At 48.5% G+C, this 22,196-nt stretch carries 23 protein-coding genes and 1 pseudogene; 19 read left to right on the forward strand and 5 right to left on the reverse strand.

Annotation, left to right across the window (positions count from 1 at the left end):
• The first annotated feature begins 32 nt into the window (after positions 1–32).
• The 14 genes from B147_RS0116085 to fliW all read left to right on the forward strand — a co-directional run bounded on the left by B147_RS0116085 (position 33) and on the right by fliW (position 11,194).
• Positions 33–1,769: a midas domain-containing protein gene (locus B147_RS0116085; RefSeq protein ID WP_020588228.1), complete on the forward strand. Its 1,737-nt coding sequence runs from the start codon at positions 33–35 to the stop codon at positions 1,767–1,769.
• Positions 1,770–1,781: 12 nt separating this feature from the next.
• Complete coding sequence (locus tag B147_RS0116090) at positions 1,782–2,090, forward strand: hypothetical protein (RefSeq protein WP_020588229.1); 309 nt, start codon at positions 1,782–1,784, stop codon at positions 2,088–2,090.
• Positions 2,087–2,686, forward strand: coding sequence for a hypothetical protein (locus tag B147_RS0116095; protein WP_020588230.1), 600 nt, complete (start codon positions 2,087–2,089; stop codon positions 2,684–2,686). The genes B147_RS0116090 and B147_RS0116095 overlap by 4 nt, the downstream gene beginning before the upstream one ends.
• Positions 2,683–4,272 (forward strand): flagellar hook-length control protein FliK, encoded by a 1,590-nt coding sequence (fliK, locus tag B147_RS0116100; protein ID WP_020588231.1) that lies wholly within the window; start codon positions 2,683–2,685, stop codon positions 4,270–4,272. Before B147_RS0116095 ends, fliK begins: the two co-directional genes overlap by 4 nt.
• Positions 4,273–4,274: 2 nt before the next feature.
• The gene (locus B147_RS0116105; RefSeq protein WP_033397528.1) at positions 4,275–4,559 is read left to right on the forward strand and encodes an EscU/YscU/HrcU family type III secretion system export apparatus switch protein; all 285 of its coding nucleotides are present in this window, start codon (positions 4,275–4,277) and stop codon (positions 4,557–4,559) included.
• A 359-nt stretch (positions 4,560–4,918) separates the two neighbouring features.
• Positions 4,919–5,611, forward strand: coding sequence for a flagellar hook-basal body protein (locus tag B147_RS0116110; RefSeq protein ID WP_020588233.1), 693 nt, complete (start codon positions 4,919–4,921; stop codon positions 5,609–5,611).
• A 12-nt stretch (positions 5,612–5,623) separates the two neighbouring features.
• Positions 5,624–6,406 (forward strand): flagellar basal-body rod protein FlgG, encoded by a 783-nt coding sequence (gene flgG, locus B147_RS0116115; RefSeq protein ID WP_020588234.1) that lies wholly within the window; start codon positions 5,624–5,626, stop codon positions 6,404–6,406.
• Between the two features lie 20 nt (positions 6,407–6,426).
• Entirely contained in the window at positions 6,427–7,530 is a 1,104-nt protein-coding gene (gene flgA / locus B147_RS0116120; protein ID WP_020588235.1) for a flagellar basal body P-ring formation chaperone FlgA, read from the forward strand.
• 14 nt (positions 7,531–7,544) lie between these two features.
• Positions 7,545–8,270: a flagellar basal body L-ring protein FlgH gene (locus tag B147_RS0116125; RefSeq protein ID WP_020588236.1), complete on the forward strand. Its 726-nt coding sequence runs from the start codon at positions 7,545–7,547 to the stop codon at positions 8,268–8,270.
• 21 nt (positions 8,271–8,291) lie between these two features.
• On the forward strand, positions 8,292–9,317 hold the full coding sequence (locus tag B147_RS0116130; protein WP_020588237.1) for a flagellar basal body P-ring protein FlgI: 1,026 nt from the start codon (positions 8,292–8,294) through the stop codon (positions 9,315–9,317).
• Positions 9,318–9,330: 13 nt separating this feature from the next.
• Positions 9,331–9,639 (forward strand): rod-binding protein, encoded by a 309-nt coding sequence (locus B147_RS0116135; RefSeq protein WP_020588238.1) that lies wholly within the window; start codon positions 9,331–9,333, stop codon positions 9,637–9,639.
• A 163-nt stretch (positions 9,640–9,802) separates the two neighbouring features.
• Positions 9,803–10,318, forward strand: coding sequence for a flagellar export chaperone FlgN (gene flgN / locus B147_RS0116140; RefSeq protein ID WP_020588239.1), 516 nt, complete (start codon positions 9,803–9,805; stop codon positions 10,316–10,318).
• Between the two features lie 183 nt (positions 10,319–10,501).
• Positions 10,502–10,750, forward strand: a complete 249-nt coding sequence (gene csrA, locus B147_RS0116150; RefSeq protein WP_020588241.1) for a carbon storage regulator CsrA — start codon at positions 10,502–10,504, stop codon at positions 10,748–10,750.
• Positions 10,751–10,756: 6 nt separating this feature from the next.
• On the forward strand, positions 10,757–11,194 hold the full coding sequence (fliW, locus tag B147_RS0116155) for a flagellar assembly protein FliW (protein WP_020588242.1): 438 nt from the start codon (positions 10,757–10,759) through the stop codon (positions 11,192–11,194).
• Here fliW and B147_RS0116160 read toward each other — a convergent pair whose 3' ends face one another.
• From B147_RS0116160 to fliS, 3 genes are read right to left on the reverse strand one after another with little or no spacing between them, the layout of a single operon-like run.
• On the reverse strand, positions 11,195–11,626 hold the full coding sequence (locus B147_RS0116160) for a flagellar protein FlaG (RefSeq protein ID WP_020588243.1): 432 nt from the start codon (positions 11,624–11,626) through the stop codon (positions 11,195–11,197).
• Between the two features lie 29 nt (positions 11,627–11,655).
• Positions 11,656–12,048 carry a hypothetical protein gene (locus tag B147_RS0116165; RefSeq protein WP_020588244.1) on the reverse strand — a complete coding sequence of 131 codons (393 nt, stop codon included), beginning with the start codon at positions 12,046–12,048 and terminating at the stop codon, positions 11,656–11,658.
• A 15-nt stretch (positions 12,049–12,063) separates the two neighbouring features.
• Positions 12,064–12,543: a flagellar export chaperone FliS gene (gene fliS, locus B147_RS28635; protein WP_020588245.1), complete on the reverse strand. Its 480-nt coding sequence runs from the start codon at positions 12,541–12,543 to the stop codon at positions 12,064–12,066.
• 379 nt (positions 12,544–12,922) lie between these two features.
• Here fliS and B147_RS0116175 point away from each other — a divergent pair, with 379 nt between their 5' ends.
• Together B147_RS0116175 and B147_RS0116180 are read left to right on the forward strand one after the other, a co-directional pair.
• Positions 12,923–13,222 carry an integration host factor subunit alpha gene (locus tag B147_RS0116175; RefSeq protein ID WP_020588246.1) on the forward strand — a complete coding sequence of 100 codons (300 nt, stop codon included), beginning with the start codon at positions 12,923–12,925 and terminating at the stop codon, positions 13,220–13,222.
• Positions 13,223–13,234: 12 nt separating this feature from the next.
• Positions 13,235–13,672, forward strand: a complete 438-nt coding sequence (locus tag B147_RS0116180) for a hotdog fold thioesterase (protein ID WP_020588247.1) — start codon at positions 13,235–13,237, stop codon at positions 13,670–13,672.
• A 5-nt stretch (positions 13,673–13,677) separates the two neighbouring features.
• Here the strand turns inward: B147_RS0116180 and B147_RS0116185 are convergent, their stop codons facing one another.
• On the reverse strand, positions 13,678–15,489 hold the full coding sequence (locus B147_RS0116185) for an ABC transporter ATP-binding protein (RefSeq protein ID WP_020588248.1): 1,812 nt from the start codon (positions 15,487–15,489) through the stop codon (positions 13,678–13,680).
• Positions 15,486–17,234: an ABC transporter ATP-binding protein gene (locus B147_RS0116190; RefSeq protein WP_020588249.1), complete on the reverse strand. Its 1,749-nt coding sequence runs from the start codon at positions 17,232–17,234 to the stop codon at positions 15,486–15,488. Before B147_RS0116190 ends, B147_RS0116185 begins: the two co-directional genes overlap by 4 nt.
• A 258-nt stretch (positions 17,235–17,492) precedes the next feature.
• Here B147_RS0116190 and B147_RS0116195 point away from each other — a divergent pair, with 258 nt between their 5' ends.
• The 3 genes and pseudogenes from B147_RS0116195 to B147_RS33545 form a co-directional block, all read left to right on the forward strand.
• The gene (locus B147_RS0116195) at positions 17,493–19,307 is read left to right on the forward strand and encodes an AMP-binding protein (protein WP_020588250.1); all 1,815 of its coding nucleotides are present in this window, start codon (positions 17,493–17,495) and stop codon (positions 19,305–19,307) included.
• Between the two features lie 66 nt (positions 19,308–19,373).
• The gene (locus B147_RS0116200) at positions 19,374–21,842 is read left to right on the forward strand and encodes a phosphate acyltransferase (protein WP_020588251.1); all 2,469 of its coding nucleotides are present in this window, start codon (positions 19,374–19,376) and stop codon (positions 21,840–21,842) included.
• A gap of 202 nt (positions 21,843–22,044) precedes the next feature.
• A pseudogene (locus tag B147_RS33545) lies at positions 22,045–22,196 on the forward strand (IS110 family RNA-guided transposase); the annotation flags it as partial.

The raw sequence follows: 22,196 nt of genomic DNA on the forward strand, positions 1-22,196 counted from the left end.
TAGTATTTATTTTTTAGATTTTAGGGGGAGTTATGTCAGACCCGATTTTGGAAGAAGAAGACGATCTAATTTCCCAGGATGATATTGATAAACTGCTGGATATCTCTTCAGAAGATGACGATACCGACGAGTTGGCCCAGAATGATATAGACAGCCTGATCAACGGGTCCGGCCAGGATGTAGATACGTCGGGCACCGGAGAAAAGGATGCCGGAGAATTGTCACAGGACGACATCGACAGTTTGATGACGGACGATGACCCGGATGATGATGCTGGCCCCGAAGCGGACGATGCCGGAGAGTTGTCACAGGATGATATCGACAGTCTGCTTAACGGACCCGACCAGGATATGGATGCGTCGGGCACCGAAGAAGAGGATACCGGCGAACTATCCCAGGACGACATCGACAGTTTGATGACGGACGATGCCCTGGATGACGATGACGAAACGTTGTCCCAGGATTCCGGGGCCGGTGATGACGACGATGACGAGTTGATCTCACTGGAAGATATTCAGGGGGCTATGGATGGTGATACCCAGGGGGATGACGCCTCCGATTCTATACCTGAACCCGAACCGCAACCGGCAGCGGAGCCGGAACCCGAACCAGAGATCTTGGAAGCTGAATCAAACCAGGATAATGTGGCGGAACAAAGGGTGGAAGATGAGACCGTTGACGATGCCGCGATTATGGACGAATCAAGCCGGGAAGAAGACCCCTTTGATGTGCCCATAGATGAAGATCAAGCCGCAGACGTGGCGGATTGTATGCTCACCCAGGAAGATATGGACGCCCTGATTGAGGCCGGTCTTCCGGCCCCGGATGTTACGGAAGGGGATGCCCGGGACAACGGAGAGGACTCCCTGCCGGAAGAGATCGACCTGACGTCCGCAACAGATGGGGACGGGGTGGATGATGCCGTTCAGGAAAATGACGATGATGTCACCCAGGAAGATATTGATGCCCTTCTCCAGCAGTCGGATGAAGAGGACGAATTCCTGGATGCAGATGAGGATATCCTCATCTCCCAGGATGACATTAATACCCTGCTCATGGCCGCAGATCAGGAGGATGAAGACGTTCTCGGCGATATTGACGGAGAAGACGATGCGTATACTGATCTGGAGGCCCAGTCCGATGCCTTGGAATCCGATTCGGATCAGGTGGTTTTGGAAGGCATTGAAAACGCCGAAATTTCAGACGGGAAAGAATCTGCCCTAACGGGATTATCTAAAAAAGGCGAAAAGATAAAAGCCCTTCTCAAATCAAAAGCGGTGCTTGCCGCCGCGTCTGTCTTGCTGTTCATGGGAATATCCGTTCCTTTAAGTTATTTTTTGTTTTTTTCAAGTGCACCTGCGCCACTGCCGGAAAGACAGACCGCCTCTTTAACGGAAATTGATTTTATCCGGGATGGCCAGGCCAATATTTCTGCAGATACGCCGGCTCTGCCGCCCAGCCGCAGGCCAGGAACAATTTTGTTAACGGATTTTATCATTCTGGCATCCGATCAAAGCCGGACCATGACCTATGTGTATGCAGACGTATCTATTGATTATTCAGATCAAAGGGCTTATGATGAAATAAACAGCAATCTTGCCTTTTACCGGGATTTAATTTACGGCGCTATTCAAACCCGGCTGGTGTCGGAAAAGAACAATGAAGTGACGGAAGCTGATCTGCTATGGGGTGTGGAAGCCTCTTTGAAAAAGGTATTGCCGCCCCAATATATTGACAAGATCAGTTTTAAATCGTTTAAAGCAACTTAAAGCAGGGAATAAATGACCACAGTTCATGGACATAACCAGATTTTTCAGCAATCCGGTATTGCCCAGGATTTGAGCCACCAGATCCAGTCTCCCAAACCGGATCCCGATCAGGCAGCAGTGCAACAGCAAAACCAGCAGGTGATAGAAAACACAACGGTTCAGGAAAGCGAAGAGACACTCTCTTTGAGAAAAGAAAAAGAGAAGGAAAGGGAAAAACGGGAAAAGGCCCGTAAGGCCAAACGTGCAAAAAAACAAACTCCCCAAGATGAACTGCCGCCGGACCCGGATGGGCCGGGTCGGCTTATAGATACCACGGCATGATGCTGAAGGTTCCCACTGAGTTTCTTGTTGTCCTTTCACTGATCATTGATGTGTTTTTAATCTTTCTGCTGTTTCTTTTTATCCGGCGGGCCGGCCGGCTCCAACGCAATCCAAGCCATACCCAGGGAACCGACCTTGGCGACATCGCCGCCCAAACCCGTGAAAAAGCCCAAGTGGTGGCCAGGGAAGTTCTGACGGAAACGTCTGAGATGATTGAGCCCATTTTGGAAGCCTCAAAGGATGCGGCTATGGAATTTGAGCGATTGGTACAGGAAAAACAGACACTGACCCGAAAGCTTGATAAATCTCTGGATTCAAAAATTATCAGCATCAATCTGCTTTTGTCCCGGGCCAACACCCTGTACAGCCAGCTTGAAAATCAGCATAATTCCCTGCTTAATGCCCTGCCGAAGGGGGGGGCTGCCTTATTTCACAAAGAAACCGATGTCCTTGATCAGCAACAGCGGATCATAGATCTTTACTATCAAAAGATGGATGTTGACACCATTGCAGAAAGGCTTTCCATACCCAAAGGGGAGGTTGCGCTTGTCATCGACCTCAAGGAAAAATTTATTGCAATGGAGAACGCCAGATGATCCCCAGCCTGCCCCTTGGGTCCCTGAAAATTATCAGCGGCAATCAGAAACAATCCGGGCCGTTGGATGTCATAAATTTAAAGCCCGGACGGATTATCGATGCAAAGGTGCTTGATGTCACATCTGAAAATCGTGTTCAACTTCTTTTATCAGAAAAATCAGAAACCGCTTCCAGCTTGGGGGAGCTTGTTCGAAATCGCACACAGACTCTGTCAAGTGGTAGGCAACCTGGGCCTTCAACGTCACCCGGCCCTTCAAATGGACCCGGTAAACCTTTGTTGGCCGGTCAAAAAGTTGAGGTTTCAACCCCGCTGCCGTTAAAACCGGGGATGGCGCTGACGTTGACCCTTGTTGCCACCCGGGAAGGTCCGGTTCTAAAACCGGTTCCGTCCACGGTGTTGTCCTCGGCCTCCCCCCTGTCTTCCCCCGATACGGATACCACGCTTAAAATTCTTCCCGGCAAACAAACGTCTTCGGCATTGCCGGACTCAGGTATAAAGCCCGGCCAGACAGTGGATGCAAAAGTAATTAATGTTACCGCCCAAAACCGGGTTCAATTGCTTGTGGGCGGTCAGAAACTGACTGTTTCCACCCAGCTTCCTCTGGCCCAGGGCATGGATATCCCCATGAAGGTTGTCCGTTCCCAGGACGGCATTGTGCTAAAGCCGGTGACTACCCCGTCTGCGCCTGTATCCACGGAAACGGCAGGGCCGGCAGTGAATACCGGAAGACAGGTATCTTCCCTGCCGGTCGCCTTGCCGGATTCATCAGTGCTTTCCGGAACGGAAAAATCCTTTCAGACCACCGACTTTCAATCCTTTTCCCCTGCAAAAATTTTCCAGGGTTTGGGTGCGCTTAGCCAGGCCCTGGAGCCGACTCTGAATGATATCCTAATGGGACTTTCCCTGAAATCCGATGTTCGGGATGATCAATTTTTGCCCAAAATTATAGAAAATATGGGTCTGAGCTTTGAAAAAAAACTGACAACCCGCCTTGAAGATGCCCCGGATAAAAAAACAGTTGCCAATGTCATCAAACAGCTGGCGAGCCAAGATCTGAAAGCAGCTTCTTTGTTTCTTACCGGTATGGAAAGCGACCCCAATAAAGCCACTGAATTAAAACATATCTCAGATGCGCTGGATAATTTTGCCCAGTTAAATATCAAATCCGGGGATAGCGGACAAAATCCGGATAACACACGATTCCTGCTGCCGTTCCCTGTCTGGCGGGAGGATGGCTTTGATTTCGGCCAGCTCATGGTGGACGTAGGAAAAAAAGGCACAACAAATACAAAAAAAATGCTCAGCATTTCCTTTTTATTAAATATGACCACCCTTGGTCCCTTACGGGCTGATTTTTCCATTCTGGATAAAACCATTACCGGTCGATTTTTATTGGAAAGCCAGGAAACCTGTGATTACCTTGTTCCCAAGGTTTCAGAATTGAGACAGCGTCTATCCGGAATCGGATATCAGGCAGGAACCATCGACTGCCAGGTCGCCCAACCGGAACAAATTGCCCCGACCAGCTTAATGCTTTCCATGAAAACACCAGATGACATGCAAGGTTTGAATATCGTGGTTTGACCATGGCACCTAAAGACAACAAAAAAAAAGCAGTCGCCCTGAAATATGACAGGTTGAAAGACACGGCACCGACGGTCACAGCCAAAGGTCAGGGAAAGGTGGCTGAAAATATCATTGCCCTGGCCTTGGAGCATGGGGTACCGGTAAAGGACGATCCTGATCTGATCGAGGTCTTGGCATCCCTTGACATCAGCCAGGAAATTCCGGCTGAAATATATGTGGCAGTGGCCGAACTTCTTGCTTTTGTTTATGGGGCCAATGCCGAGGGGATTAAAAAGAAATCCTAAACGGGTCGGGATGCAAGGCGATTTTTATTGCCACCCATGATTGGGCCTGACGATGACCCATTGAGATAAAACTTTCTGAGACCGATCCCAAAACAGTGGGAAAAATTTTCTGGGTGCGTCAAATTCGATGGTCTCAAATGTCGGCCTTTTGGCACATTATTTTTAAAATCAAATCATTTCCCTTTACTCATACCCCCTCCACGTTGAATAAAAATTCTTTTGAAAAGAGCGATGGTCAAGGATTGGGCGTCATTTAAAAAGAGATGGCATCTCATTTGCATAAAATGTGGATAAGGTACAATTAAACCACTCAATGCCATAGGCACATCGGCAAAGCATGCAAAGGAGTAAACGGCCCTATGATTCTTGAAATGACGCGGCCGACCCAGGGCGGGTTAAGGCAGGAACGAAAACTAGAAGCAGTCTCCAATAACCTGGCCAATGCGTCCACCATTGGGTTTAAAAAAGATTTCGTCAGTTTTGACAAGGCGTTCAGGGCCCGGGTGGACCAAGATTTCTCACAGGGAAATGTGATAAAAACAGACAATCCCCTGGATGTGGCATTAGGTCCCCAGGGGCTTTTCAAAGTGGAAACCCCGGACGGCATTAAGTACACTAGGAATGGCAATTTTTCGTTGAGCAGTGAGGGTATTCTCGTGGATAAAAGCGGAAATCCCGTCATGGGTCAAGGCGGTGCTATTTTCATGGATACTGTAGATCCCAATACAAGTGTGAATATAAATGAATCCGGCCAGATTTTTTTAGATAATGCTCTTCTGGATACCCTTGATGTGGTCTCCTTTGAAAATATGGAGGGACTTGAGAAAACCGGGGACAATCTGTTTGTTTATACCGGAGATACAGCAGATGAAATTGTCCTTGAAAATGTCAGGGTTCACGCCGGTTCCCTTGAACAGGCCAATGTTCAGGTCGTAGAAGAAATGGCGAAAATGATTGATTATCAGCGGATGTTTGAAACGTACACCAAGTCCATGAAGACATTTGATGAAATCGATTCCAAGGCAATAAATGAAGTCGGGCAATTTACTTAAAGGAGTCAATTTATGATACGGGCACTTTGGTCGGCAGCGACGGGAATGATGGCCCAGGATACGCAGATTGGTGTGACCTCCAATAACCTGGCGAACTCCTCCACCACCGGGTTTAAAAAATCCCGGGCAGCATTTGAGGATTTAATGTACATGACCCAGCGGGTCGCAGGACAGACAACCCCCGGCGGGGGGCAGGTACCGACTGGAATTCAGGTGGGCATGGGCGTGAATACGGCAGGTATTCAGAAAATATTTACCCAGGGTGATTTTCTTCAAACGGATAACCATCTGGATTTTGCCATCCAGGGCGAGGGATTTTTCAGGGTTCTGCACGGGGACGAGGATATGTATACCCGGGCAGGGGATTTTTCACTGGACAGTGAAGGGTATATTACCTCCCAGGCAGGGGACCGTCTTCAGCCGGAAATCACCATCCCTGTAGAGGCCGTTACGATTACCCTGGACGGTGACGGGACCCTGACCGTGTTTGCCGACGATGACACCATTCTGGCGACAGAACAGGTTCTTGTAACGACCTTTGTAAATCCCGCCGGACTATATGCCGTAGGCGGCAACCTGTTCAGAGAAACCGAAGGTTCGGGTACTCCCCAGGAAAATACACCGGGGGAGAACGGGGCCGGAACCGTGTTAAACTACTATATTGAAAGCTCCAACGTGGATGTTGTGGAGGAAATGGTCAGTCTGATTTCAGGCCAGCGCACCTATGAGGCCAATTCAAAATCCATCACCACCGCCGACAGTATGCTGGCAACGGCCGTCCAGTTGAAATCTTAGAAAACTTTGAGGATACCGCCATGTTAGAAGCTAGAGACAAAAAACAAGAAACAAGAGGGCGAAGCGCCTGCGGCGCCCATTTTAAATATGTGCCCATTGATGCAACGAAGAAAATGGGCAAAAAGACAAGCTGTATGTTGAATTTTATTGTTTCCATGGCCCGTAGCCATACATTGTTGGTGTTTTTAGTTTCATTGCTTGCTTTCAGCCTGCCGGTATTGGCTGCCACACCGGGAAAAATCATCATTGAAGTTGCCCGGACAGCAGAAGTTACAAGTCCTGTCATATATTTGGGAGAGGTCGCAAATATAACAGGGCCTGATTTTTTTAAAGAAGAACTGACACGTATTGAGCTTGGGAAATCACCCCGGGCCGGCCGGATGAAACAGCTTTCAGGAGAAAGGGTCACAGCGGCCATAAATGCCATGGGGCTTAATGACAATGACATTAATATCCAGGTACCGAAACGGGTATTTGTCAAACGTGCCGGCCAGCAGCTTGATCCGTCCTACGTGGAAAAGGCGCTTCTACAATTTTTATCAGGATTGCTTCCAAAGGAAAAATTTAAGCTAAAGGCCTTCAGAGTCCGGGGGATTGAACCCTATCCCCAGGGCGATTTATCCTTGGTATTTGACAAGCGGTATACCCCCTCTAGCAACGGCCGCCTGTCCATCCATGCCGAAGTCTGGGTGGACGGCGTCAAAGAGGACCGGTTGACTGTCACAGGGCGTCTGTCACAGATGAAACCTGTGGTCGTTGCGGCTACACGCCTGGAAAGGGGCAAAATCATTACCCCGGCGGATGTCACCCTGCAGGATATGGACGTATTCGGGGGGCAACCGGATGTAATGACTTCGGTTGATCAGGTCAGCGGCATGGTGATAACCCGGACCATTGATAAAGGGGAATGTGTGACCCGGGGAGAATTCAAACAGGCGCCGGCCATTGAAAAAGGGGCCGTGATAAAGCTGGTGGCAAAAAAGAACCGTTTATCCATTGTTACGTTAGGGATCAGCAAGGAAGACGGTTATCCGGGACACACTGTGACAGTGCAAAATTTAACATCTGGAAAACTGGTGCGCGGCCTTGTTACAAAAGACGGCACCGTGGAAGTCGTTTTTTAAGCGGGAGGTTTGTTATGCAGTCAATTCAAAAAAATTTAATACGATGGATGCCGGCGTTTTTGCTGATTTTTATGGCCGGAATTTTTACCGGTTGTATATCTGGCGGAGGTGAACCGCCCTTAAGTGTTTTGCCCCAGGACACAATGCCTGGGTCGGCCGTTCAACCCAGTTACACCATGGCCAGGCCTGCGGAGGGCTCTCTTTGGACGGCCCAGAACAGATTCCTGCTGGATGACACCAAGGCGGCTTATATTGGAGACACGGTGATCGTGGATATTGTGGAGAATTCGTCTTCGACGATGGAGGTGAATTCCGAGGGTAAGCGGACAACCAGTATGTCGGTGGGGGTGCCGACTTTGAATGCCTTCGGAAAAGTGACGCATCTTGGCGGTACTATCGGTGATAAACTCATTGACACTGATTTTCAAAATGCCACCAAAGGTGAAGCCACAAGTGACAGGTTAGGTCAGGTCACGGCCTCTATTGCAGCCCGGGTTACGGAAGTAATGCCCAACGGGAACTTAAGCATATTCGGGAAAAGAGCTATGAAAGTGGATAATGAAGTCCAGTACATCATGGTTTCAGGAATTGTGAGGCCCGATGATATTGATTCGGACAATCGGGTGGAGTCCACCTCTTTAGCGGACTCGCACATCGAATACTACGGCAAGGGAGCCCTTGCCGACAAACAGAAACCGGGCTGGGGGACGCGAATCATTGATAATATCTGGCCCTGGTAAGTGTTGAAGGAGCGGAACGCCATGAAAAATCTGTCTCAAAAAATAACGACCGGTATAGGGATCGTACTGTGTTTGCTTTCCCTTTCGCAGGCTGCCATGGCCACCCGAATCAAGGACATGGCCGCCATCCAGGGGGTCCGTTCCAATCAACTCACCGGATACGGCCTGGTGGTAGGACTTAACGGCTCCGGAGATAAAAACAATATTCTGTTCACCAGACAGTCCTTGACCAATATGCTTAAAAAAATGAATCTTCATTTTGACAAAAGCCAGATCAAGGTGAAGAATGTGGCCGCTGTCATGGCCACGGCAAATATTCCGCCCTTTGCCCGGATCGGGGACCGCATTGACATCACGGTTTCGTCGTTGGGTGATGCCACAAGCCTTAAGGGCGGGACCCTTTTAATGATGCCATTGAAAGGGGTTGACGGCAATGTTTATGCCATTGCCCAGGGCGCAATCAGTCTTGCCATTCCCGCCGGCATGAACGATAGGAGCAGTCATCTTCTCACTGCCCGGATTATCAACGGAGCCACGGTGGAACGAGAGATTCCCTTTCAACTGACAGGGAAAAAAAATTTAACTTTGTCCCTGTTCCGGCCCGATTTCACCACGGCCCGGCGGGTGGGGGATACCATCAATGCCGCATTAGGGGAAGGGGTCGCAAAGATCATTGATGCCGGTTCCATCCAGCTGAATGTGCCCGAATCCATGCAGCAGGAGCATGTGGCGGAGTTTATTGCCGATGTGGAAGGCCTGTCCGTGGTTCCGGATAGCGTTGCCAAGGTTGTGATCAATGAAAAAACCGGCACCGTGGTTATCGGCAGCGAAGTGACCATTTCAAATGTGGCCGTGGCCCATGGGGACTTAAACGTAACGATTCAGGGACAAAACCCCGAGTACATTATGGAATTGCCCGGCACGTCTACCATCGGAGAACTGGTGAATGGACTGAACTCTCTAGGGGTCCGGCCCAGAGACCTAATCAGTATTCTGGAAAGTATCAAGGCTGCCGGGGCGCTGCAGGCCAGTCTTGAGATACTATAGGAAGGGTGAAGTTATGTCTATTCAAATGCCCGGCGCCATGACGCCGGTTACGGATACCAAGGATACCACAAATACGGCCCGGCAACTCCAACGGGAAAAAGACCTTAAAAAGGCCTGCCAGGGGTTTGAGGCGCTGATGCTCGATACCTTGATGCAGCGTATGCGCGATACCCTGCCCGGAGACAGTCTTTTCCCGGAAAGCAATGCGTCCGATATCTATCAGTCCCTGCATGACCAATATCTTACTGACAATTTATCCCAGGGCCGGCGTGTTACCGGCTTTAAGGAATTCTTATACCAGCAGCTTCAGGATAGCGTTTGACAGCCTATGAAGACATTTTGGCGGTATCGGATTATGGCATAATAGTTGCTGTTTATATCTATACAACAATACAAAACGGAAAATATTTCCTTGTTTTGTGGATTGAGTCTATCCTTAAAGGCTTAATATCTTGTTTTATATTAACATGATAGGGAGAAGGGACATGGAAAAAGCGGCCGATAATATCCAAAACTTGCTTAAGGAAAAACTTGCCTGCTACCAGCAGCTGCACTTGGTATTAAAGGCTGAAAAAAAGGCCATCGGAACCATTGACCTGGGCATGATCTGGGAGACAACCCGGGCCAAGAAAGATCTTGCCGGCAAAATTGAAACATTACGAAATAATATTCTTGCTTCTTGCCAAAGCCATTTTCCCGGCATGGATAAAAAATTAGGTAAAAAAACGGATTCCTTTTCCCTGGGTGCACTGGTACATGCCCTGCCGCTGCCCAACAAATGCAAAAACGATTTGAGACAACTCAAGCGCACCATTGATAAAGAGAAAGACATTGTGGCCCACTTTATAAAATCCAATGAGATTCAGATTAAAAAGCACCTGTCTGTCGTGGATAACATCATGGATGTGATTGGGAATAACGTTGCCCAGGCCCGGTATACAGGCAAAGGGATGATGCCCCAGACAAGAAAACCCAACTGCCTGTTCATGGCCCAGGTGTAACATGGCTTAACAGCCCCTTTTAGGACATGGATCGGGAACAAGGTTGACTATGATATCACATATGATTATAACAATAGCACGTCCGGTTATGAATTCAAAAATCAATTCGGCCGGCCTGTACGGCCTTTTTGAATTCAACAGCTAAACTATTAATGTCAGTCCGGTGGATTATTTGTTACGCCTATGCTTATTCTAACACGAAAAGTTGGTGAGAGTATCGTCATTGCCAATGATATCATCGTAAAGGTGATTGAAACCGGCAAAAACAGCGTTCGGATAGGTATTGATGCGCCCCGGGAGATATCGGTTCTGCGGCAGGAGGTGTTTGACGCCATTCAAAAGGAAAATATACTTTCCTCCCAAAAGACAGAGAACATTGATATTGCAAGGGCAGCCAAACTGATAGGTAATAAGGACAAGGAGTCTGAATAAAAGGTAATGAAGATCAATACAAGGCAATTCGGTGAAGTGAGTATTGATGAAGACAAAATCATCAATATGCCGGATGGTATTCCCGGATTCAAGCGGCAGAAACGATATGTTGTTCTTGAAAAAAAGGAAACCTCACCGTTTTATCTGTTTCAATGCGTGGATGACCCGAATCTGGCATTTGTGGTCATGGATCCCCTTCGTTTTTATCCTGAGTACACACTGTCCGTTAAAGATTTTGACAAGACGATTAAATGGGAATTTGGAAAAGAAGAACTCTCCTGCTTTGTCATCATCACTATTCCCAAAGGCAAACCCGAAGATATGACGGCGAACTTTATGGCGCCTATTGTGATTAACAATGAAAGAAAAGAGGGGATGCAGCTGATCCTCCAGGGCAGTCCTTACTCACACCAGCAGCTGCTTTTGAAAGAAGAAAAAGATTAATTAAACATTCGTACTGAAAAGAAGACCGCTTAAGTCCTGCATTTTTTCACGAAGCTCAAGTATCTCTTCTGCAGGGAACTGCTTGATGACTTCATCGGTTTCTTTGTCCATAATTTTGACAACCACATCCTCGGTGTCGTCATCAATGCTGAAATTCAGCCTTGTCTGAACTGTGTTGGCAAAGTCCTCAAGGGCTTCCACCATATCTTCAACATCTTTTCTGGTCAATTTGGCCTGATTACCGGTATCCTCACTTTTTTGTTCAGAAGTTTGGTTTTCAGCCCGCTTGGTGTTGATCGAAGAAGATTCAGCCTGCTTTAACTCGGACAGCGTAGTAATCTTTTCACTTGCTGTCTCGGCAACAGTTTCTTGAACCCGAATGCCGGTTTCAGGTCTGTCTGTATTGATTATTGCATTTCCTGTTACATTCATATTTCTTGCCTTCCTAAGGTAAACAATTTCTACCGGCTGATGCTGATAAGACTTGGGCTGTTCTTTGACGGCCGGTAGCTCTCCAAAGTTGTTTTCCCGTGCTTGAGATGTTTGAGGCTTTTTTCCAATTGGTTCTTGTGTCTTTGTATCTCAACCCCAATGGCTTCGTCAACCTTTAGGATTAGCCCAAGGCGCTGTTTAAGTGTCGCCATCTCATGATTATCAGATGGAAATTTAGCCTGATTCGTTGCGCTGATAAATTCATCAATGGCACTTTTCAGCTTTTCCGAGGCCCCCCTGCGCTCAATGGTCATTTGGGCTATATCTGGTAACAACTCTTCCCTCAGCAGATCTAAATGTCTGTTCTGAAGATTTTCATATTCACTACACTGATTTGAAACATGCGCTACTGAATCTTTCATGTGTTTCCTTACCGTTTAAATGGCAATACTTGTTTTTTGACCATGTTTTTCATACCCTGAATAGCTCATGGAAGAAACTTCTTTTTTTTGTGCAGTCTTATTATTGGTCTTTTCAGCAGTATCCGCCAGCCCCATCACGCTGGTTTCCCATATCCGTTTGAGTTCCATCAGGTATTTGGTTGACCGGTCCAGGGTTTGGATATCGTTGGTGATTGAAACTTTACAAAGTTCCTGCATCATGGCTAAAAAAAGGCTTCTTAAAAAGGCAATTTCTTCACCCTCAATATTACGCAGGGAAGCATTGAGTTCGGAAATAATGGCAATGGCCTTGCTCAGATTCTCGCCTCTTTGTTTGGGATCTTTATTAATCACGCCATCTTTGGCAAAGCTAATACGTTTGATGGCGCCATCGTAAAGCATGAGGATCAATTTTTGTGGATTGATTTCACTGCTGACCTGAACTCTCTGATAAGAACTAAGGGCATTGTATACCATTTAATTTAACGCTCCTTTTTGCAACCGCCTTGACTTTTGTCATCCCTGGGGTTGCACTAAAAATTTGTGGGCATAAGGCTGCATGGGCCCATTTCTTAACTCTGTGCAGTCATTGGGTTTTGTCATTTCATATCGTCTCTTTTTCTTTGGCTGTTTCATGAATTCTTAAAGTTATTTATCGGCAAAAATCGGTAATACTTTATACATAATTCCCATGAATTTTTTTACAAACTGATTTGATTCCTTTTATGTTGCCTTTGACGGCAGGCGGCAACGATTTGTGCACGGGTTTCATTCCTTTTTCTTGACATCCGGCTTCAATCACAGTAGTTAGGGCCAATCTTTAAATCTTTTCAATGGGTTGAATGAGGAAAAAATATTGACACTTACCAAAATGGATATTGTTGAAAAAATATCAGAAGCACTCGATCTATCAGGAGCCGAGGCCAAAGATACGGTGGAAGAGATGCTTGAAATCATCAAATATACCCTGGCATCCGGAAACGACATCATGATATCAGGATTTGGGAAATTCCAGGTAAATGAAAAAGCCCCCAGAAAAGGCAGGAATCCTGCCACGGGTGAAACGATGATGCTGGATAGCAGAAAAATTGTCACTTTCAAATGTTCCGGTAAACTGCGAAACCAAATCAACGAGAGTGAAACTAAGGTTTTATAAAGGTTGATTAAAATGGGAAAAAATAGAGAAAAAAAAATAAATGATTATATCCAACATGATCCGTTTGCTCAATTTTTAGGGGTTAAAGTTGAGGTATTGGAACCGGGCCATAGCCGTGTGACCCTGACCATTACCGAGAACATGCTTAATTTCCATGGCATTACCCACGGAGGCGTGATTTTTTCCCTTGGAGATATGGCGTTTGCTGCAGCAAGCAACTCTTACGGACAGACGGCGGTGGCATTGAACGTTGCAATTAATTTTTTAAAAGCCACAAAATCAGGCGACTGCCTCATCGCTGAAGCAATAGAACAATCCCAATCCGGGCCAATAGCATTGTATGATATCAGCATTACAAATGATCGAACAGGCGACATTGTTGCCAAGAGTCAGGATTTGGTTTATCGAAAAAAGGAGTGGTTTGTTCCAAGTGAACAGATAGAAGGATAAGGATCTTATCCAATCCGCTCCTTTTCAAGGAGACGTGCATATTCGCCGCCGACCCGGGAAAGCTGTTCATGACCGCCTTGTTCGATGATCTGCCCATCCTTTAACACCAGGATGTGATCACACGATTTTACGGTTGAAAGGCGATGGGCAATAATAATGGACAGACGCCCTTCCATCAATTTTTTCATGGCGTCATGGATTTTCACCTCGGACTGGGAATCCATATAAGAGGTCGCCTCGTCAAAGATAATCAAATCCGGATTAAAGGCAAAGGCCCGGGCAATGCAGACCAGTTGTTTCTCCCCTGAAGAGAGCGGGCGGCCGCCATCCTGGAGCATGGTGTCAAGCCCTGAAAATTTATCAAACAGGAATGAACAGTTGGCCTTCTTCAGGGCCGCTTCAAGGCGTTGATCTTCCTGGTGGGAATCACCATCCAAAGGACGGCCAATATTTTCCCGCACGGTTCCCGAAAACAGGATGGGATCCTGCATGACCAGGGCGGTGTGCTGCCGGACGCAGGCTATATCCATATGCACATAGTCCTGGCCGTTAATGCGGATGTGTCCTCCTGTGGGGCTGTAAAACCCGGCCGTAAGATTGATGATGGTACTTTTCCCGGCCCCGGTCCGGCCCACAATACCCATGGCCCTGCCCTTTCCAAGGCTGAAACTGATATTTTTCAATACCGGGACACCGGCTGTGTATGAAAATGACACATCTTCGAATGCCAGATGCCGGATACCTCCGGGATCAACGCCTCTGAACTCTGTATCCTGCCTGGATTTGGGCGTGTTTAAAACCGTAATGATCCTTTCGGCTGAGGCCAAAGCGTTCTGCAGCAGATTGAATTTTTCGGACAACTCTCTCAAGGGTCTGAAAAACAATTTCATATAGGTCAAAAATGCCGCGAGTTCACCAATGGTCAGGCCTTGGCTCTGCACCATAAAAGAGCCGTTCCAGATAATAACCGCCACCGCCAGGGTACCCATGAGCCCCACCATGGGCATGAACACGGCAAAGACCCGGATATGGGCCATGGCGGCCCTGAAGTGGGCCAGATTCAGGCGTTTAAACTCATGGATAAAGTGCGGGCCGGCCATACAGGTCTGAATGACCCGGATACCGGTGATAGCCTCGGAAAAACGGTGGTTAATCTCAGCGTTTTTCTGTCTCAGCGTCCGAAATACCCTGCGCAGAATACCCGAAAAATAAACCACGCCCGCAAAGACCACGGGAATGATCAGGCTTAAATAAAAGGTGAGCCGGTGATTGGTGAAAAACAGGATGACAAACACCCCGGCCATGAGCAGAAGATCCCTGAAAATAAAAACAAGAACGCTTGTAAACATTTCGTTCATGTTTTCAATGTCCCCGGCCACCCGGGCTACAAGTCTTCCCGAGGCATTTTTATCAAAATAGGCCACAGGCAGATCCGTCATATGGTCAAACAGGCGGCACCGCAAATTGAGCATGATCTTCTGGCCCGTATACTCCATGAACATGGCCTGGCTGAAATCCAGAACAAACCCTGCCAGGATCACCACGCCAAACCAGATACCGAAAACAGAGAACTGCTTAATGTCAAACCCCATGATATTAAAACCCGGGTTGCCCGAGACAAGAATGAACCCGTCAATGGCCTGCTGGATGAGCCAGGGCTGCAACAGTTCAAATCCGGTGACCATAAAAACCAAAACCGTAGTTAACCCAAGCATCCACGCATAGGGCCGGACATAGGGGATCAATGCTTTAAACAGGGCCAGGTCCGCCAGGCTGACCTTTTTTTCCTCGTCGGAAAAGGCGTGGGGCTGATTCATGACCGGCCTCCCAGGGGCTGTCTTTCAGACTGCTGGACCTTAAAAGATGTACGGTAAAAAGCATTGGAGACCTTGAGTTGCTCATGGGTGCCCTGGTCCGCAATGGTGCCGTTATCCATCACATAAATCCGGTCACAGTCGGCAAGGGCCGAAAGCCTGTGGGAGACCATGACCATGACGGCTTCCCGGTTCATCCGGCTGATGCCCCGGATCACCCGTTCTGCAGTGCGGGTATCCAGATGACTGACCGGATCATCCAGAAGAATCAATGGATTGGGACGCACCAGGGTCCGGGCCAGAGTGACCCGCTGCTTTTGCCCGCCGGATAAGGTCACCCCCCGCTCCCCGACCAAGGTGCCAAGCCCTTTGGGCATCTGCGCAATGGTGTCGCCTAAAGCACAGATGTGAATTACCTGGTCCAGGGTTGCACGCGCGTTGTCCCCGGAAAAACGTTCACCCATCAGGATATTATCTTCGAGTGTGCCTGAAAATAAAAACGGTTCCTGGGCCATGAAGCTGATATGATGCCTTAAAAATTCAGGATCAAATGTTTTCAGATCTTTTCCATCCAGACAAATTCGGCCGGTCATGGGGTCATACAGACGCGGGATCAATGAAAGCAGGGTGGTTTTTCCGCAGCCCGGAGGTCCGGTAATGCCGATTCTGGCCCCTACCGGAATCTCCATTGAAATATCAGAGAGCACATTCACTTTTTTATCATAGGAAAAACAGACTTTTTCAAACCGGATATTGCCGTTCACAATATCCGGCATCACCGTACCTTCAGGGAAAGTGATTTCGGACCGGGTGTTCAAAAGGACGTTTATTCGTTTCAAGGATGCCATACCCCGCTGGATCAGATTGGTCATCCATCCGATGGCAATCACCGGCCAGGCCAGAATCCCCAAGTATTGAATAAAGGCCACAAACTCTCCGGGACTCAATTGATGTTTCATGACCAGCCCCCCGCCGTAAAGGATGATAATCAGGGTGGAGGTATTAAAAAAAAGGCCTAACAAGGGACGCAACAGGGCATTGATATAGGCTCGTTTTAAATTCTTTCTAAAATAGTCCAGTGCACTGTTTTCCGTCTTTTGCCGGACCTGGGGCCCAAAATTGAACACCTTGATGACCCGTATACCGAAAAAACTTTCCCGCACCTGTTCGGTGAGTGCGGAAAAAGCCTCCTGGGCGGTGCTGTGATACTGATGCATTTTGTTGCCCAACTTCTTTGTGGCCAAAACCAGAAAAGGAATGGGAATCAGGCACAGAGCGGCAAGCTTGGGACTGGTCCAGACCATGATGCCGATACAGGCACTGCCGAGAAGCAGGGTGTCCACCAGGGCGATGATGCCGAAACCAAAGGCCATACGTACATGAAGAATGTCCGACGTGGCATGGGCCATGATGTCCCCGGCGCGGGTTTTATCATAATAGGCCGAATCCAGGCTAAGCATATGGGCGTACAGTTCATCCCGAATGCCTCGTTCAAGATCCCGGGCCGAGCCCATTAAAAGCATACGCCACCCGGAACGAAGCAGGGCCATGAACAATCCGGCCCCTGCAATGACGGCGCATTGCACGAAAAGCACATGACGGTCAAAATGAGCCTCTGCCAGCATGTCAACAGCCCTGCTGACAACCTGGGGAACCACAAGCTGGAGCAAATCCACCACAATCATACAAAAAACGCCCGCAGCAATCTTCCCTAAATTTTTCTTGAAATAATAAAGGATCAGCTTCAACGTTTAGCTCCGGTAAATGAGCTGCTGCGGCAGATTAAATCATACATTTGAAAAAAATAATCATCCGGCAATAAATTTCAATATTGGGAGAAACTTAAGATAGGCATGACAATTTCGTTTTATACATTTCTTGGTTTTTATGTTGACACCCATTTTAATGATATTTAATCTAACGTGTATGCTGACAATCATGATATGATGTTGGTTGTAATCACGTAAGAATCACCCCTTGAATGTTCCAAATTAGGGAGTAAAATTATGGAAAGCTTTGACCTTGAGCCCAAATTACCCGCACGTCTTGATGCATTTCGCCGTCTGCACAGGCATACGCTTGACCACCGTGAACAATTCTGGGCTGCCCAGGCAAAACGGCTGCAGTGGCAGACTGCTTTTTCCGGTGTGGTCAAGGAAGATTTTTCCAAGCCCCTGGCATCCTGGTTCTATGACGGACAGATCAATGCCGCGCAAAACGCACTTCACAGAATAATTGAAAAAGGGAAGGCAGAAGCACCGGCCCTGGTCTATTATCCAAAATCCGGCCCGGCCTGCACCCTGACGTTTAATGAACTTAAAGACAAAGTGCTCATGCTTGCCGCGGCTTTTCACCGGACGGGCCTTGTCCCGGGGGACTGTATCGCCTTAAATCTGCCAAACTGTCCTGAATTTATTGTCAGTGCCCTGGCCGCTGCCTACCTTGGCATCACCTACCTTCCCATAGGCTGCCATCTGCCCCCCTCCATTGTGGCCGAGGATGTCACTGCATCAAGAGCAAAACTTGTAATCATGGCAGACAGCAACGTCTATGAACAAAATAAGGACCATATCTTAAAAGTCCGCTCCCTGCTTGAAGATTCAACCATTCTTATTTCAGAGGAAAAGCTTGAAGGTATCCCAACCCTTGAAGAATACATGGCCAAGGCGGCCGATCCTGCCGGACTTGAGCCGGCCAGTCCCCAAGCGGCTCACCCCCTGTTTGCCGTTTATGAAAACCGCCTGGCCGGTAAACATGTGGGATCTGTTTTCCCAACCGGCGGATTCCTGGTCCAGGCCCACGCCTCCTTTGACGACATTTTCAACAGAGCCCTTGCACAGGATGAACCCGAGATGATCGTCAACACCCTGGATATGAGCAAAGCGCCCACCCAGGCGTACGGTCTGTGGGGCCCCTTGACCAATGGCACCGGTATTATTCTCATTGATGAAGATGTCCGGGTGAATACCATTGAAAAAATTCTCAATGAGCAACCAAATCCGGCGCTGCTGTGTCGGCCCAGTTTGATTTCAGAACTCAGGGAACAACTGGGGCAGGGTCAGCTAAACACGGCCAAACGGTTTCCCGTTGTTGCCTGCTGTGGGAACGCCCTTCCCCCCCGGCTGGTTAAATATGCAGACGGCATACTGGTAAACGGCCCGGAACGGGTGGTCAACCTTTGGGTGCAGAGCAAAAGCGGTACCGCACTGCTCAATTCATATCCGACCCCTGAACTGAACCGTCCCGGCGCCCTCGGATTTGGCGCTTTAGGGGTGGAGCCACTGATCATGAGCGACTTTGGAGAACCCTGCAAAACAAATATCAGCGGCAATCTGGTTTTTGACCGGTCGTGGCCGGCCATGGCAACGGCCACCATAGGCACAGCCGAACATTTTAAAAAGACCTATTTTTCAAAATTTCCGGGGTGTTTTTTTACCTACGACGGAGTCAGATCCGACAAGGACGGCTTTTTCTGGTTCATGGGACGGCTTGATGACATCATCAAGGTCAAAGGACAGGGTCTTGGCGCATCCTTGATCGAGGGGGTGCTTACCTCCCATCCTCTGGTTGATGAAGCAGCCATTATCAGCGGCCAGGACAAATCCGGGGAGGAGATTGTGGTCTTCGTGGTGCCTCCGAAGACGATTCAGGATGAACAAAAATGTATTGACCAAATAAAAGATTATATTGCGGATAAAATCGGACGTTTTGCCGTACCGAAAAAAATCATCATCACGGATCAGCTGCCAAGAACCGCCACGGGAAAACTGTTCAGGTCTGCTTTGCGCCGCATTGCCGCCGGGGAGGAGACCCTGCTTTGACCGACATGTCAGCCAGGGGCAAAAACCTGCAAATCAATTGACATCACATAAAGGGGACCCTAAAAAGTGAGCGCAACACTTCGCAATAAAATAATTGAAGCCGTGGGCGAAATTGGAAAAATCAATGTTTCCATGTCCGCCTTTGAAAGGGATCTGACAGTGACCAGTGAAGCGTGGCTGGCCGATCTTTCAGAACAGATAAAACAAGGCATGGGCACTTCGGATGCCAGACTGATGCAAAGCGATCTCTCGGCAATTATTGAGGTCCTGATCAAATCGTCCCCGTCCCCCGGTATCAATACCATCGTGGGCAATGCCCTGTCCATGATGCTGGAAATGGAACGTGCAAGCCAGGAAAAATCCCCTGCAATACGACGTCTTCTCGGTCCATCCCTGGCCCGGGAAGCGCAACGGGAAGAGATGCGGTTTCTTCTACTGAATCCGGGCACGGTCTCCACCCGGCTTGCCGTATACCAGGGTCTGGAACAGGTGCATCATTTTGAAATACATGTTCCTCCCGATGAGGAGGACAGCCTGGACCACAGGATAAAAGCTGTGGCAGCACATCTGGACCGTGCCGGAATTGCGCTTGCTTCCTTTGACGGCATCGCCTGCCAGGGCGGATTTCTCAAGCCCATCCCGTCCGGAACCTACCGGGTGGTCCCGGAAATGGCCAGGGACCTTGTGGAAGCGCCGTTGCGGTCCCATGCCAGTAATATGGGTATTCCCATGGGCATGGAACTGGCCCGGATGGCAGGCAGTCAGAAGGATCTGCTTTTGACCACCACAGATCCCTTTGTCTGTGACGAAATGGATCTGGTGGACCGGGTTACAGGTTTTGTAAGAATCAAGCGTAACGGGGCCGGCGCACACTACTTAAGTCACAAGGCGGCTTGGCGGATCGTGGCATCTTTAATGAATCAGACCCCGGAACATGTGAATGCAGTCACCGCCCATCTGGGCGGGGGGACCTCCCTTGCCGCGCACAGACAGGGACGGGTCACCATGCTCATTGACGCCTATTCAGGCCTGCCCTCAACCAGCAGAAGCGGTGCCATAGACATAGACCGGGTCATTAAAGCCATCAAATCCAAAGATATCTCCATCCGGGATCTTGAACAGATCATGGACAGCCGGGGCGGGCTTCTCTCCCTTGTGGGCACCAATGATTTCTATGCCATGATCGGCTTCCTGCGCCAGGGGGCCACCCCTGTACAGCGCAAAAAAATTGAACTGGTCCAGAACTTTATGGCAAGAAAAATTGCCGGGGGGATGCTCAAGCTCACCGCAGACGGAGCAGATGTCAGGGTAATGGCAATCACCGGCGGACTTGCCAAAAACCCGGACATGATGCACCGGGTCAAGCAAAATATTGCAGGGCGTTACCCTGTGGTAATCATGCCCGGTTACTTTGAACATGACGCCCTGGCAGCCGGACAGATCCGGGGGTATTTTGCCCCTGAATTTCTCAAGGACTACGAAACCGAACGGGATGCCCTGGCAAAAAAAAGGCATGATGAAGACACATTAATTGATACTCCCGTATTCAAACGCGAAATCAGGTTCAAGAAAAAAGGCGCACCGTTGACCACCTTGGATGATATCATTGATGCGGCCTACCTGACGGTCGAAGATAATTATGCGCCGACCATCGCCATCGTAGGCGCAAGCAACGAAGAGGCGATCCAGGCGGCCAAACGGGCCAATGAAGAAGGCCAGTTCCGCATCTCCAAATTCGTACTCCTTGGCGACTTCCAGGAGATCAGCCAGATGGCCTATGAATACGATCTTGTCATTGACAATGACAACTACACCATCGTTGATACGGAAACACCCGTAGAAGAAGCTGTCAGCCTTTTGGACCAGGGCAAGGTTGATATCCTTATGAAAGGGCGTATCCATACCGAAGATATTCTCAGGGGGGTTTTTAAATACCTGAAAGCCAGCGGCAGGCTCCAAAAAGGCCAAGTCATGAGCCACACAGCCATTGTGGACATCCCCACCCGGAACAAATTGCTGGCATTTTCAGACGGTGCGTTAAACACCTATCCGGATGAACAAAAACGTGTGGCCATCCTTGAGAATGCATTAAAAGTGGTGCACAACCTGAATATCAAAGTCCCCAAGGTGGCAGTCATCTCTGCTGTCGAAAACGTAAACCGCAGCGTGGACAGCTCCATTGAAGCAGAACGTATTGCTGCCCGTTTTGCAGACAGGGACGACTGCATCGTCGAAGGGCCCTTGTCTTTGGATGTGGCCATGGATCTATCCATTGCCGAAGAAAAGCATTATACGGGCCGAATCCGGGGCAATGCCGATGTGCTGATCCTGCCGGATATTGATTCGGGCAATATTTTATGGAAAACCCTGACAACCCAGTCCGGGGCAGCCCTTGCCGGGGTTATTCTGTGTGGTGATATGCCCCTGATCCTGACGTCAAGGGGGGATTCGATACGGTCAAAACTGGCGTCACTGTCCCTTGCCGTAAAATTTTACTTTGATCTCAAAAATGAAGCCAAGGTGTCGTCTTTATAACGGCCACGGGCCGTCCTTGGTCTATTTACACCCAGGCTTCGGCCCACAACAAAGATAGAAAAATCCAGTTACTTGCTGGAGACTTTCTTTATAACCCCCATGTCCTAGCGGACACAACGAAGCATGAAACACTTGCAAATTTTGAAAAATGGTCATAGCTATCAAATTTTTTTTTCGACCAAGAAAATATAAGGAGATAGCCATGACCAAGAGATCAAAAAATAACACATTAATCCAAATCGTTCACCCAATTTGTTGTGGTTTGGATGTCCATAAAGACAAAATTTCGGCCTGTTTAATTACGGTTGATGATAATGGGAAAGAACAGCATGAGATTCGAGAGTTTTCATCATT

Source organism: Desulfobacter curvatus DSM 3379 (assembly GCF_000373985.1).
Lineage (GTDB): Bacteria > Desulfobacterota > Desulfobacteria > Desulfobacterales > Desulfobacteraceae > Desulfobacter > Desulfobacter curvatus.